This is a genomic window from Veillonellaceae bacterium (assembly GCA_012523975.1).
Lineage (GTDB): Bacteria > Bacillota > Negativicutes > JAAYSF01 > JAAYSF01 > JAAYSF01.
This window is the reverse complement of the sequence record JAAYSF010000002.1, coordinates 1-12,820: the sequence shown is the minus strand read 5'-3', so window position 1 is coordinate 12,820 and position 12,820 is coordinate 1. Positions and strand designations below refer to the sequence as shown.

Sequence of the window (12,820 nt, the reverse complement as noted above, 5' to 3'; positions counted from 1 at the left end):
TCGGTAGCATGCACACAGCAAGGCAATAAATTAATCGAAGATTTCATGGAGAACAACAACTTTAATCCTGTTTATGAATGGATACCTGCCGGTAGCAAAAAAGCTGGTCTTGATATCAAAGCCATGCCGTATTATATCTTCCGGGCGTATGACTATCCCGAGCATTACGTTGACGCCCCAAAAGAGGCCAAAGAAGAACTGCTGCTAAATATCCGGCTGGCCCTGCGCGAAATGCTTGAGAAAGCCGGTCAGGGCTATGTATACTCGTTCTGGCCTGACGTTTTAACATTAAAGGAAATCGGCAATCCGCGTGATATTGCCGAGTATTTTGGCTTATGGGAAGAAAATGATGACTTTACTGCCAAAAATATTGTTGTCCAATGCCGTCAAAATACCAACTATGATATCGTCCGGTATGCCGCTCACCCGTTTTTTCTTCAGGGTTATACGCTCTGCGCAAACGGCGAAAACACCTTTTATACCAAAAATAAAGAGTTTCAGAAGTCGCTGCACCGCGGTTACATTGGTTTCGAATCAGATTCACAGAACTTCCTGTATACGCTCCACTATGTTTTACACGAACTTAAATGGCCGCTTAAGTACTATAAGCATGTTATTACGCCGCTGCCGTTCTCCGAGATTTTAAACCGTCCCGACCGGGCGGAACTTACGGCAATTCGGCAGTCGCTGGGCCATCTTGAGATAAATGGGCCTAATACCATCATTGCTATGCTGCCCAGCGGCGATATGATAACCTGCTGTGATTCCAAAAAACTCCGGCCCGTTGTTGTAGGGCGCGATGATACAACGCTGGCAATAGCCTCAGAAGTTTGCGGCATTAACGCTATCCTGCCTAATCGTGATAAAACTTTAGATATTTACCCGAATGAACGCGAGGTTGTCTTGATTAATGGGAGATTGGAGGTAGAAAGATGGAAACAGTAAGAACGCAGGATATTACGGCAAATGACCTGCCGTGGGTTATTCAATACTTGCCTGAAAGATGCACAATGTGCGGCAGCTGTATAGCGGCCTGTACTTTCAATGCCATTGAGGCGTCGGTTGAGCGGCGGTCGATAACCATCTCTACCGGTCATCAGCCATCTCCTGATCAGCGGCATACGGCCGTTCCGGTAATAAAACAAAAGGTCAGCTTGACGAACGCCTGTGTAGGCTGCGGAATGTGTGAAAAGGTCTGTCCGAATAAGGCCATCAAACCAATCCGTAATAACGATTCGCGGCAAAACCTGCTGGCGCGGGCGGGCGGCGCAACCATTAAACGGGGCGGACGCACCAACCTGAATGCTGACCGTACTCTTGACAAGATTGTTGTGGGGCGGATTTCCCAAATGACCGACCCATCACTGGACTCAGAGCGTCATACCTTCGATATCTTAGCACCGTTTGGGCGGGTTTTAGCGCCCAAAGAGCTGCCGTTAGCCGCGACAGCCGGCGAATTAAAGCTAACTACTACGCCGCCGCCGGTCAATTGGATTTATCCGGTAATATTCAGTGATATGTCGATCGGAGCGTTGTCGACCCGGGCCTGGGAGGCTATTGCAATAGCTACGGCCTACCTCAACGAAAAGCATAACCTTCCCATCCGGATGTGTTCGGGTGAGGGCGGTATGCCGGTAAAACTAATGCAGTCCGAATATCTGAAATACACCATACTGCAAATTGCTTCAGGTCATTTTGGCTGGAACCGAATTATCAAAGCCATGCCGCAGATGAAAGTTGACCCGGCCGGAATTTTGATAAAAGTTGGCCAAGGGGCTAAGCCAGGCGACGGCGGACTGCTGCCGGCAGCTAAAGTTGCTCCTCACGTTCAGGCCATTCGCGGTGTGCCTAAGGCTGACCTCATGTCGCCGCCAAATCATCAAGGTCTGTATTCCATTGAAGAATCAGTTCAGAAAATGTTCTTATCCATGAATGCCGCCTTTAAGTTCCGGGTGCCGGTAGCCATTAAATGCGCGGCCTCAGCCACCTCGGTATCGGTTTATAATAACCTTTTGCGCGATCCGTATAAAATCTGCGGCGGGTTTTTCCTGGACGGTATTCAAGGAGGAACAGGCGCGGCAAATGAAATTTCTCTGGATCATACCGGACACCCGATTGTGTCCAAAGTGCGGGAATGCTATCTTGCGGCCGTCAAACAGGGCAGTCAAGGTCAAATTCCCTTATGGGCGGGCGGTGGTGTCGGCTTGACAGGCAACGCAGCTGCCGATGCCTTCAAACTCATCTGTCTGGGTGCTAATGGGGTATTTATCGGCAAAATCCTTACCCAGTTATGCGGCTGTGTCGGCAATGAGCAAGGCCGCTGCAATTCCTGCAGCACCGGAAAATGCCCAACCGGCATTTGTACTCAGGATCCGCGGCTTGTACGTCGTCTTGATATCGACAAAGCGGCCCAAAACATTGTTGACTATATGCTGGCGCTTGATGTTGAACTCAAAAAATTGATGGCGCCGATCGGCAACAGCACACTGCCGGTAGGCCGGTCAGACGCTTTAGTTACAACCGATAAAGCGATTGCTGATAAGCTTGACATTCAATTTGCATGCTAGGAGGGGGGCTAAGATGTTTAAAATTAATACGATAAACGGCAACGAGCGTATGTCAACCCAAAGCTTGCTTGAAGCTATCAATCAAGCTTTAACGGCGGGCGAAACAGAGTTTAAAATTCAAGGCTCCGGCCAACATGACATTGGCGGACCGCTTTGGCATCCGGAAGGAAAGACTTTAAAGTTTTACGTTGAGAATCCCGGTCAGCGCGTCGGCTCGATGTGCCTGCCGGGAACTGAGATAGTGGTAGAGGGACCGGCACCGGCTGATATCGGCTGGCTTAATGCCGGCGGCAGAATCGTTGTCAAAGGCGATGGCGGCGACACCACCGGCCATTGCGCAGCAGCCGGTACAATTTATATCGGCGGCCGGGCCGGCACCCGTTCCGGATCGCTGATGAAGCATGACCCGCTTTATGAGACGCCGGAATTATGGGTGCTAAAAAACTGCGGCAGTTTCTCGTTTGAATTTATGTCAGGCGGTATTGCTGTAGTATGCGGCTATGACTGTGAACAATTTGACTCTGTCTTAGGCGACCGCTCTTGCGTTGGCATGGTTGGCGGAACGCTCTACTATCGGGGTAAAGCTGCCGGCTTGTCAGTTAAGGATGTTAAGATATCGCCACTTGGCGCCCAAGATATTGAATATCTAGTCGGCAAGATGGAGGACTTTTTAGCTTCGATTGACCGCACAGAACTGCATGAGCAGTTAACTAACTGGCAAGAGTGGAATAAGGTTACGCCACTGACCTATGATGAGCGTCCTAAAAAGGTGCATAGCGATATCAGAGCCTTCCGGACTCAGGAATGGGTTCCGCAAGGTATCTTCAGCGACGTTGTCAATGATAGTCTTGAAGTCGTTGGCCTGGTGGCACGGGGAATTCATCGCCAGCGGGTGCCGGTCTGGGAGAACGGCCTGTATGCTGCCCCCTGTGAATTTAATTGCCCGGCCTCCATTCCTACGCAGCACCGCTATAATTTGCTGCGTGAGGGCAAAACTCAGCAAGCTTACCAGTTGGTTCTTGATTATACCCCTTTTCCCGGCTCGGTCTGCGGCTCAGTGTGTCCTAATCCCTGCATGGACGGTTGCACAAGACAAAATATCGACTTTTCGGCTCAAATCGGTGATCTCGGCATGATGTCAGCCAATATTAAAGTTAAAGCTGCAGCTGCCGGCAATGGCCGCAGCATTGGCATAATCGGCGGCGGGGCCGCCGGCCTTACCGCAGCTTGGCAACTGGTGCGGGACGGTTATAGCGTAACAGTTTACGAGGCTGATAATAAGATGGGCGGCAAGATGGAACAGGTTATTCCCCGCTCCCGCCTTGCGCCGGATGTTCTCAGAAATGAGCTTAATCGAATAGCATCACTTGGCGTAAAGTTTAGAACTAAAACCAAAGTAGATAAAGCTAAGTTTGAAGAGATAAAAGGCAGCCATGATGCCGTAATTGTGGCAACCGGCAGTCATGCCGCCAAGCTTCCGCCTTGGCCGGGTAAAGAAAGACTGATTCCGAGCATTGATTTTCTAAAAGCCATTAATCGCGGCGAACGTCCGCAAGTGGGTGAGCGGGTTGTTGTAATCGGCTGCGGCAATTCCGGCATGGACGCGGCTGTTGGCGCCTATGAAATGGGTGCCAAAGAGGTAGTCTGCATTGACATCCAAAAACCGGCCGCTTTTGCCAAAGAGATTAAGGCCGTCGAAAATTTGGGCGGAAAACTTGTATGGCCGGTATATACTAAAGAAATAACAGCGGCTGGCGTAGTAACCCAAAGCGGTGACTTAATTGAAGCCGACAGCGTAATAATCAGTATCGGCGAAAACCCGGTATTAGACTTTCTGCCCGCTGACGTACCAATTGAGCGCGGCCTGTTAAAGCCGAATGATGACTACAGTATTGAGCAAGGGGTTTTTACAGCCGGTGATACAATTAAACCCGGACGGTTGGTGGACGCTATAGCCGCTGGACGTCAGGCCGCCTTGGCGGTGGAAGCCTACTTGAACGGCGATTTATTTATGGCCGAGGGAAAAAACCGCATTCCAGCTGTGCGCCTGGCAGAAGGATACTTTAAAAAGTGCCATACCTGTGAAGCCCCAAAAGCTCATGAGGATTATAACCGCTGTATAAGCTGCGGAACTTGCCGCGACTGCCATATGTGCTATATGTCTTGCCCGGAAAAGGCAATTTCGCGGCAACTGATGCCGGACGGCTCCTTCGAATATAGTTCAGATCCTGATAAGTGCATTGGCTGCGGTATTTGTGCCGGAGTATGCCCTTGCGGCATTTGGACAATGAAAGCAAATAATTAGCTGAATAAGCCTCTTTTCCGGCGTCAACACTAATAGTGATGCTGAAAGGGGCTGAATTTTTGAATCAGATTCAAGAAATTGAGGCTATAATTGAGAAATTACGGACACGGCTGCATGAGACGGCCAAGGGGCGATGCCTTACTGACCCTGAAGTGGTAAAAGCAAGCCAGGAGTTAAACCAAAAGTTGAATGAATATGAACGGTTACTGACAGAAAAGTGTAATTCCAAACAAGGGCGCAATAAATAAAGTTGCGTCCTTGTCAACGTATTGACTGCGAGAAGCTAATTAAGCATATAAATAAAGCAGGACATTGGGGCAGGAGTGCTTAATTATCACGGATGAGGAACAGAAGGGGGCTATTAAATGAGCGGCAACCTAAAAATCGGCATTTGTCAATTGGCCGTAGTCGATGATAAAAATGAAAACCTGCGCAAAGCAGCCGCCATGGTGGCAGAGGCCGCTAAGCAAGGCTGTCAGATAGCAGTACTGCCGGAGATGTTTAATTGTCCTTATCAATCAGAGCTTTTCCCCCAGTATGCTGAATGCTATCCCGGCGAAACTACCCAGCTGTTAGCTAGACTGGCTGAACAGGAAAAGATCGTTATTGTCGGCGGATCGATACCAGAGCGGGACGGCGCTAATGTGTATAATACATCTTTCATATTTGACAATACCGGAGCCCTGCTGGGCCGACATCGAAAAGTACATCTATTTGATGTTGACATTAAAGACGGAACAGTGTTTAAGGAGTCTGAAACATTGACTGCCGGACGCGAAATTACTGTTATAACGGCCGGCGGAATTACCTTTGGGGTTGGAATCTGTTATGATATCAGGTTTGTTGAAATGGCCCGGGCCATGATCGATAAAGGTGCCAAGCTGCTTATTTATCCGGCGGCTTTCGGACTAGTGACCGGCCCGGCTCACTGGGAACTGCTGATGAAGTCGCGGGCTGTTGATAATCAAGTCTTTATTATCGGAGCCGCTCCGGCGACTACACCAGGCGTAAAATATCAAGCCTACGGCCACTCAATAGCTACCGACCCTTGGGGAAAAATCCTGGCAGAAGCTGGTGCCAATGAGACATTGCTGACGGTGGAGCTTGACCTTGCCGTAATTGACAAGGTCCGTGAAGAACTACCCATTTTAAAACATCGCCGGCTGGATATTTATAGATAAAATATTTACACATTTTTTGCGGAATGCTAATATAATGGAATAGGATCAAGCGGCCGATCGTATTCGGTGCAGCTGGCATGGCGGCATAGCCTGCGGACCTAAATTCCGCAGGTGTTTTTTGTGCTTTAGACTAAAGATTCAGTTTGCGTGGAGGGGTAAGTTTTGGAAACCGAGTTAATCCGGGAGAAACGAAATGTGGCTTTCCTGTCGATAATCTCTAATTCATTGCTTGTTGTACTCAAATTAGTTGTTGGTTTCTATACCGGAGCAGTAAGCATAATTTCAGAAGCCGCACATTCAGCAGTCGATTTGCTGGCTTCAATGGTAGCTTTCTACGCCGTAAAAAAATCTGGGAAACCGCCAGACGATAATCATGCCTATGGCCATGGCAAATTTGAGAATCTTTCCGGAGCAGTTGAGGCAATTCTAATTGTCCTAGCTGCGGTGTGGATAGTGTATGAGGCTGCGGAAAAATTTAAGACGACGGTGGTGCCTGACTTTATTGAATATGGCATTGGTATTATGGTGATATCAATTGTCGTAAACTATTGGGTGTCAGGAAGACTGATGACGGTTGCCCGTAAGGCTGAATCGCATGCCCTGGAGGCTGACGCGCTTCATCTTAGGGCAGATATTTGGACATCGCTCGGTGTACTGATTGGGTTAGCCGTTATTAAGGTTACCGGATTGGCTTGGATTGACCCTGTTATTGCCATTATTGTGGCCGTGATAGTATTCAAAGCGGGTTATGGTATGACTAAGAAAAGCCTTAAAGAGCTGACTGATGTCACTCTGCCGCCAGAGGAAGAGGAAGCCATAATTGCAATAATTAATAGTCATCCCGAGGTGATTTCCTTTCACCGCCTGCGTACGCGGCGCTCGGGAAGTTATCGGTTAATTGATATGCACCTCATCTTAAATAAAAATATGCACTTAGACAAAGCGCATGCTGTATGTGATGAAATAGAAGCCGAGATTAAGTGTAAGTTCGGTCTGTGTGATGTTATTATTCATTTAGAGCCATGTGACTATCACGAGGACTTTGGTTTTTGTCCGCTGCCTGACAAAAAAGAATAGGATAGCGTTTTATAAAGCATATTGAAAAACCGCACAACAAAAGTTTTTGCTGTGCGGTTAGCTGTATATTGTCTGGTCTGCCGGCTAATCTTTTTTGATATCTTTCTCGATATTTTTAGGGGCTTCTTTTTTTGTTCCTGTCGCGGTTTTTTCTTGCTGAGGTTCGCGCGGTTTTAGATTGCATAGGGCCTCATTGACGATTGTTTCGAGAATTTCATCAGTACAGCAGGACGCTGGCGGCGGGCACTTTGGCTGCTTCGGTTTGGGACAGGGCTTGTTAGTATGCGTGGGCGCGGTTGGTGGAGGGGGAGAAGTAGTAGGTCCGCCAATCGGGGGCTGAGGGCCGAAACAGGAAATATCACAGTTATTCTCCAAAAGCCGCCGGACTATTTCAAGCTGGATAATGAGCTCGGCCGTTCCGAGTGGAGTATCTGTTTCAGGACAACGTCCGGTTGTAACTAGTTGAAATATATCAAGCGGCGCGCAAGTAACACTCAGAAATTCGCTGCTGTAAGCAATTTTACAGCATAAAAGCTCCAGCAGAATATCGATAAGCGTTCCGCAGTGATCGAAGCGCAAAACAGCCCTTTTAAACATTTCTTCCGGAACGCCGGGAATTCGCCCGATCTCTTCCGCGGCGCCTACTAACAAACGATAAGATGACACTAAGGATGAAAAACTAGGTATTACGGCGTTAACATCCGACAAAATAACATCGGTTATGGGCGGAGCAGATACTGTAGTCTGTCGCTTCATCGAGATCACCCCTCGCGCTTACTACAGCATTATATGCAGCCGCTGGCTAATTGGTTAACCACAGGAAAAGAGGAGTTTTTCCGGCAAGGTATAAATATCAAAAGATGGCGTAATAATGGCTAAAGATACTTAAATTTACTAATGTTTTAATGGCAAGGAGGGAATTGGCATGGTTAAACTTACGGCCTATACCAAGTGCGGGGGCTGAGCTGCCAAAATCGGGCCTGGAGCCCTGGCACACGTGCTGTGTCAATTGCCTAAACCCACAGACCCTAATTTATTAGTCGGAATAGAAACAGCTGACGATGCTGGCGTTTACAAATTAGATGACAATATAGCGCTAATCCAAACAGTAGATTTCTTTACGCCTATTGTCGATAATCCTTATCTCTTTGGTCAAATCGCTGCGGCGAACAGTCTCAGTGATGTATATGCTATGGGGGCGAAGCCGCTGACGGTAATGAATATCGTGGCTTTTCCCAACAGCAAGCTGGACGGTCAGGTTTTGCTCAAGATATTAGAGGGCGGCTGCGCCAAGGTCATGGAAGCCGGTGCCGTTGTTGTCGGCGGGCACACCGTAGATGACGATGAGCCTAAGTATGGCTTGAGTGTGACCGGAATTTGTCATCCTGATAAGGTGCTGACTAATGCTAATGCTAAGCCGGGAGATGCTTTAATCCTGACCAAGCCGATTGGAACCGGAGTGCTGGCAACGGCAGCCAGGGCTGATATGTTTCCTGACGGCTCGGCAGCGGCTGCTCAAAGCATGGCTAAACTCAACCGTAAGGCAGCCGAAGTCATGGCTTGTTTTCCGGTAAATGCCTGCACTGATGTAACAGGCTTTGGTCTATTGGGCCATATTTACGAGATGGCATCAGGCAGTAAAGTAAATATAAAAATCGCCGCCAATGCTGTGCCGCTATTGCCGGAGGCGGCAGAAGCAGCCAAAATGGGACTTGTGCCGGCCGGAGCTTATGCCAATCGCGGCTATTTATCGACAGTAGAATTTGCGCAGGCGGTGCCTGAAAATATTCGTGATTTATGTTATGACCCGCAGACTTCGGGCGGGCTTTTAATCAGTATCCCTGCAGATCGTGCCGCAAGTCTGCTCGATGTGCTGCATAAGGCTGGCGTTATTGAAGCAGCCGTTATCGGGGAGATTACTACGCATGGAAAGGGTGAGATATATGTCTATTGATGTTGATGCTAGAGGTCTTGCCTGCCCGCAGCCGGTAATTGGCGTTAAAAAAGCGCTTGACAGCATTGCTGAGGGAACTATTACCGCCATTGTCGATAATAGTGTTGCCAAGGAGAATGTTATTAAGTTTGCAACAGCCAACAATTGCGGGGTAAGCGTCAGCCAGCAAGGTAATCATTATTACATAAAAATAACCAAAGGAAAGGCAGTGCCAACCGAGCAAACCTTAAACCAGCCTCAAACGGCTAATGGTAAGCTGGTCTATCTAATATCGCAAGATACGCTTGGTCATGGCAGCGCTGAACTAGGCGGAGTGCTAATGAAATCATTTATGTTCACCCTGCTTGAGCGGGATCCGCGGCCTGACGTTATAATGTTTATCAATGCCGGCGTTAAGCTGACTGTTGAGGGGTCGCCCGTGCTCGAACATTTAAGTCAGTTAAGCAGCCACGGGACCCAAGTATTATCCTGCGGAACCTGTCTGGATTTTTACGGCTTGAAAGACAAATTGGCCGTTGGGTCGGTTACTAATATGTTTACCATCGTTGATGAACTGTCATCAGCGGCTAAGGCAGTTACGTTATAATGGCCATCTATCAAGACTATGACCGTCTTGTTTCATTGCCTTCGGTTCACCACGCTATCGGGGCGGAGAAGGTACTAATTGCCGCCGGTATAAAAATAGTTGCCATGCCCACGCCGCGGGAAATTGACATAAGCTGCGGTCAATGTTTATTGTTTAAAGCAAACGATCAAGCAGTCGTGATGGAAATTTTGCGAAAGCACCAGATAAAGTGGTCGAAACTGTTTTACCGCGATGCCGCTAAACGGCTATATGAGGAATTGGCCAGCTTTGGGGAGGATACCGATGTATGAATATACGACCCCGGACTTTTGGATAATATCCGGAAATAAAGCTATCAGGATTATACTTATAATTTTGGTAGCAAGCATTTTTCTAAAGGTTTTAAATCTGATTGTCAGCAGGGTGTTCTTCCCTAATTTCAGTCATACAGCCTTCCGCTTTGACGAAAAGCGCGCAAGAACCTTTAGTCAACTGTTTCAAAGTATTGCGAGGTATATAATCTATTTTTTCGCTATTATATTGATTCTGCAGGAATTTCACATTGATACTACCTCGCTTATCGCAGGCGCCGGTATCATCGGGTTAGCTGTCGGTATCGGCGCTCAAAGTCTGATAAGAGATTTTGTTACCGGATTCTTCGTGATTTTGGAAGATCAATATGCTGTCGGCGATTATGTTGTAATCGGTGATATGGCCGGAATCGTGGAGGAAATTGGTTTTCGCGTTACCAAGCTGCGCGATGGCAACGGCGTCCTGCATATAATTCCGCACGGCGCTATTACGCGAATTAGCAACCATACAAGGGGCCATATGGTTGCAACGGTAAATGTTTCGGTATCATACCAAGCTGATATTGACAAAGTGCTGGCGCTTTTAAACAATGCCTGCAGCGAAATAGAACAAGCTATGCCTGAAGTGCTTGAAGGGCCTAAGGTAGTCGGTGTTGTTGATTTGCGGCCAGGTGAGGTAATCATTCGAATTACCGCTAAAACTGTGCCCTTGCAGCAAACAAAGGTTGAAACGGCGCTGCGGTATAAGATAAAATTATTATTTGATGACGCAGCAATTCCGCTGCCAACGACATCACTAATCAGGTAAGGTGGTAAAATAAATGAATTTTGTCCGCTATGACATTGGCGATATCGTAATCATGAAAAAAGAGCATCCCTGCGGCTCGAACCGTTGGGAAATAACTCGAACCGGCATCGACTTCGGCCTAAAATGTTTGGGCTGTGGACGGAGGGTAATGGTGCCGCGACCCAAGTTCGAAAAGGCGGTCAAGTCGATTGCCCAAAAGGCCGGTCAAGAGCAGGGGACCTAATTAGGCTTACAGGCTATTGAAATCTTAAACCAGATAATCTAAAATTAGAAAAGATTTATAACAATAATTAAGGTGGAATAAAATTAATGAGCACAAACTTAGAAGTCGGCATTGTAGGACTTCCTAATGTCGGCAAAAGTACCTTGTTTAATGCTATCACTAAGGCCGGAGCAGAGGCTGCAAACTATCCGTTTTGCACCATTGAGCCCAATGTCGGGGTTGTTGAAGTGCCTGATGAGCGAATATGGAAACTGACTGAAATGAATAAGCCCAAGAAAACCATTCCGGCTACAATGCGGTTTGTTGATATCGCCGGGTTGGTTAAAGGCGCATCCAAGGGGGAAGGTCTGGGTAATAAGTTTTTGGCCCATATCCGTCAAGTCGATGCGGTTGCCCAAGTAGTACGCTGTTTTGACGATAGCAACATCACCCACGTTGAAGGCGGGTTAGATCCCCTGCGTGATATTGAGATTATTAATACCGAGCTTTGCCTGGCTGATTTAGAGACGGTTGAAAAGCGTGTTGAGCGCAGCCATAAGCTCGTTAAAAGCGGCGATAAAAAGGCGCAGGCCGAAGTGGCGCTGCTAAACCGTATCCGGGAAACATTGGAACAAGCTCAGCCCGCTCGTCGTGTTGAGATGACTGAAGACGAGGCCGCGCTTATCCGCGACCTCAATCTTATGACTTTAAAACCGGTATTGTTTGTTGCAAATGTCAGTGAAGATGAGATTGCAAATCCTGATGACAACAAGTATGTCCAACAAGTAAAGGAATACGCTGCGCAGGAAGGCGCCGAAGTAGTTGCTGTTTCAGCTAAAGTTGAGTCGGAGATTGCTGAACTTGATGACGATGAAGCCAAAGAATTTTTGGCTGAACTTGGTGTTGAGGAGTCCGGACTGGACAAGCTGATTAAAGCCAGCTATAAGCTGCTCGGCTTAATCAACTATTTTACCGCTGGCGAACAGGAAGTGCGGGCTTGGACTATTGTCAGAGGCACGAAAGCGCCGCAGGCAGCCGGAAAAATCCATAGTGATATTGAACGCGGCTTTATACGCGCCGAAATTGTTTCCTTCAATGATTTGATGGCGGCGGGCAGCCAGAGCGCAGCCCGGGAAAAAGGCCTTGTTCGGTTGGAAGGCAAGGAATACGTCATGCAAGATGGTGACGTGACATACTTTAGATTCAATGTATAAAACGCAGGTTGTAGAATTTGAGCAGGGTGCTATTTCAGCACCCTGTTTTTGATTTGGAATATTGTTACAATACGCAGGAATAAAATCAATTGTGTAGAATTAACAAACTAGTCAGAAAAGGGGGTATATAAATGATTAAAAGAGCGGGAACGTTTAATGAAGAAATTAGACCTAATATGTTAGGCGGCAAAGGCGAAGTTAAGCTTATGCATCTCATGGAAGGCGGCGAGTTTCAAGGTAAAGGTCGCTTGTTTTCCATCAATACCATTAAACCTGGCTGCTCAATCGGTTCACACCAGCATAAAGGTGATGTCGAAGCCTATTACGTATTAAAGGGCGAGGCCACCTATTATGATAATGGCGAAAGGACAATCCTCAAACCTGGCGACATGGCTTTCACCGATAATATGCAAAGCCATGGTATTGAAAATGAAGGAACGGAAGACGTTGAAGTACTGGCTCTGATTCTTTACGCTTAGAATAATATCAGGCGCAGCAGAAGCTGCGCTTTTTTTAATATATCAGAAAGTATAAAATTTGAGTGCTCTTGACAGGAGAAACGACGTGGGTTTGGGGAATTAGGGTTACATGGAAAAAAGCATCCTGTGGCGAATCTTTTTTGACGTAAAGCAGAAC

The 12,820-nt window shown here is 47.5% G+C and carries 14 protein-coding genes; 13 read left to right on the top strand and 1 reads right to left on the bottom strand.

Translation table 11 applies throughout. The annotated features are described in order from the left end of the window. From GX348_00275 to GX348_00250, 6 genes are all read left to right on the top strand, one after another. Positions 1-945 (top strand): glutamate synthase (locus GX348_00275; protein NLP40634.1); only part of this gene is annotated, 945 nt, incomplete at its 5' end. Then, a complete protein-coding gene (locus tag GX348_00270; GenBank protein NLP40633.1) occupies positions 933-2,567 on the top strand; it encodes a 4Fe-4S binding protein in 1,635 nt (544 codons plus the stop codon). The genes GX348_00275 and GX348_00270, both read left to right, overlap by 13 nt. A gap of 13 nt (positions 2,568-2,580) precedes the next feature. Beyond that, the gene (locus GX348_00265) at positions 2,581-4,872 is read left to right on the top strand and encodes an FAD-dependent oxidoreductase (GenBank protein ID NLP40632.1); all 2,292 of its coding nucleotides are present in this window, start codon (positions 2,581-2,583) and stop codon (positions 4,870-4,872) included. A gap of 38 nt (positions 4,873-4,910) precedes the next feature. Then, positions 4,911-5,120, top strand: a complete 210-nt coding sequence (locus tag GX348_00260) for an aspartyl-phosphate phosphatase Spo0E family protein (protein ID NLP40631.1) — start codon at positions 4,911-4,913, stop codon at positions 5,118-5,120. A 117-nt stretch (positions 5,121-5,237) separates the two neighbouring features. Next, the gene (locus tag GX348_00255; GenBank protein ID NLP40630.1) at positions 5,238-6,053 is read left to right on the top strand and encodes a carbon-nitrogen hydrolase family protein; all 816 of its coding nucleotides are present in this window, start codon (positions 5,238-5,240) and stop codon (positions 6,051-6,053) included. A gap of 162 nt (positions 6,054-6,215) precedes the next feature. Continuing rightward, on the top strand, positions 6,216-7,130 hold the full coding sequence (locus tag GX348_00250; protein ID NLP40629.1) for a cation transporter: 915 nt from the start codon (positions 6,216-6,218) through the stop codon (positions 7,128-7,130). 84 nt (positions 7,131-7,214) lie between these two features. On the opposite strand, the gene GX348_00245 is transcribed toward GX348_00250, so the two are convergent. After that, positions 7,215-7,886: a hypothetical protein gene (locus GX348_00245; GenBank protein ID NLP40628.1), complete on the bottom strand. Its 672-nt coding sequence runs from the start codon at positions 7,884-7,886 to the stop codon at positions 7,215-7,217. Positions 7,887-8,049: 163 nt separating this feature from the next. Between GX348_00245 and selD the strand changes: the two genes are divergently transcribed. The 7 genes from selD to GX348_00210 all read left to right on the top strand — a co-directional run bounded on the left by selD (position 8,050) and on the right by GX348_00210 (position 12,663). Further along, positions 8,050-9,084 carry a selenide, water dikinase SelD gene (gene selD / locus GX348_00240; GenBank protein ID NLP40627.1) on the top strand — a complete coding sequence of 345 codons (1,035 nt, stop codon included), beginning with the start codon at positions 8,050-8,052 and terminating at the stop codon, positions 9,082-9,084. After that, positions 9,074-9,670, top strand: coding sequence for a sulfurtransferase-like selenium metabolism protein YedF (yedF, locus tag GX348_00235; GenBank protein ID NLP40626.1), 597 nt, complete (start codon positions 9,074-9,076; stop codon positions 9,668-9,670). Before selD ends, yedF begins: the two co-directional genes overlap by 11 nt. Then, positions 9,670-9,960: a DUF3343 domain-containing protein gene (locus GX348_00230; GenBank protein NLP40625.1), complete on the top strand. Its 291-nt coding sequence runs from the start codon at positions 9,670-9,672 to the stop codon at positions 9,958-9,960. Before yedF ends, GX348_00230 begins: the two co-directional genes overlap by 1 nt. Continuing rightward, a complete protein-coding gene (locus tag GX348_00225) occupies positions 9,953-10,768 on the top strand; it encodes a mechanosensitive ion channel family protein (protein NLP40624.1) in 816 nt (271 codons plus the stop codon). The genes GX348_00230 and GX348_00225 overlap by 8 nt, the downstream gene beginning before the upstream one ends. A 13-nt stretch (positions 10,769-10,781) precedes the next feature. After that, the gene (locus tag GX348_00220; protein ID NLP40623.1) at positions 10,782-10,991 is read left to right on the top strand and encodes a DUF951 domain-containing protein; all 210 of its coding nucleotides are present in this window, start codon (positions 10,782-10,784) and stop codon (positions 10,989-10,991) included. Between the two features lie 86 nt (positions 10,992-11,077). Beyond that, complete coding sequence (gene ychF / locus GX348_00215) at positions 11,078-12,184, top strand: redox-regulated ATPase YchF (protein NLP40622.1); 1,107 nt, start codon at positions 11,078-11,080, stop codon at positions 12,182-12,184. Positions 12,185-12,315: 131 nt separating this feature from the next. Next, the gene (locus GX348_00210) at positions 12,316-12,663 is read left to right on the top strand and encodes a cupin domain-containing protein (protein NLP40621.1); all 348 of its coding nucleotides are present in this window, start codon (positions 12,316-12,318) and stop codon (positions 12,661-12,663) included. Positions 12,664-12,820 lie beyond the last annotated feature (157 nt).

What these genes read in the sequence shown, in the direction of transcription:
- GX348_00270 (NLP40633.1), top strand. Translation starts at nt 933, where the DNA reads ATGGAAACAGTAAGAACGCAGGATATTACGGCAAATGACCTGCCGTGG.
- GX348_00265 (NLP40632.1), top strand. Translation starts at nt 2,581, where the DNA reads ATGTTTAAAATTAATACGATAAACGGCAACGAGCGTATGTCAACCCAA.
- GX348_00260 (NLP40631.1), top strand. Translation starts at nt 4,911, where the DNA reads ATGCTGAAAGGGGCTGAATTTTTGAATCAGATTCAAGAAATTGAGGCT.
- GX348_00255 (NLP40630.1), top strand. Translation starts at nt 5,238, where the DNA reads ATGAGCGGCAACCTAAAAATCGGCATTTGTCAATTGGCCGTAGTCGAT.
- GX348_00245 (NLP40628.1), bottom strand. Translation starts at nt 7,886, where the DNA reads ATGAAGCGACAGACTACAGTATCTGCTCCGCCCATAACCGATGTTATT.
- yedF (NLP40626.1), top strand. Translation starts at nt 9,074, where the DNA reads ATGTCTATTGATGTTGATGCTAGAGGTCTTGCCTGCCCGCAGCCGGTA.
- GX348_00230 (NLP40625.1), top strand. Translation starts at nt 9,670, where the DNA reads ATGGCCATCTATCAAGACTATGACCGTCTTGTTTCATTGCCTTCGGTT.
- GX348_00225 (NLP40624.1), top strand. Translation starts at nt 9,953, where the DNA reads ATGTATGAATATACGACCCCGGACTTTTGGATAATATCCGGAAATAAA.
- GX348_00220 (NLP40623.1), top strand. Translation starts at nt 10,782, where the DNA reads ATGAATTTTGTCCGCTATGACATTGGCGATATCGTAATCATGAAAAAA.
- ychF (NLP40622.1), top strand. Translation starts at nt 11,078, where the DNA reads ATGAGCACAAACTTAGAAGTCGGCATTGTAGGACTTCCTAATGTCGGC.
- GX348_00210 (NLP40621.1), top strand. Translation starts at nt 12,316, where the DNA reads ATGATTAAAAGAGCGGGAACGTTTAATGAAGAAATTAGACCTAATATG.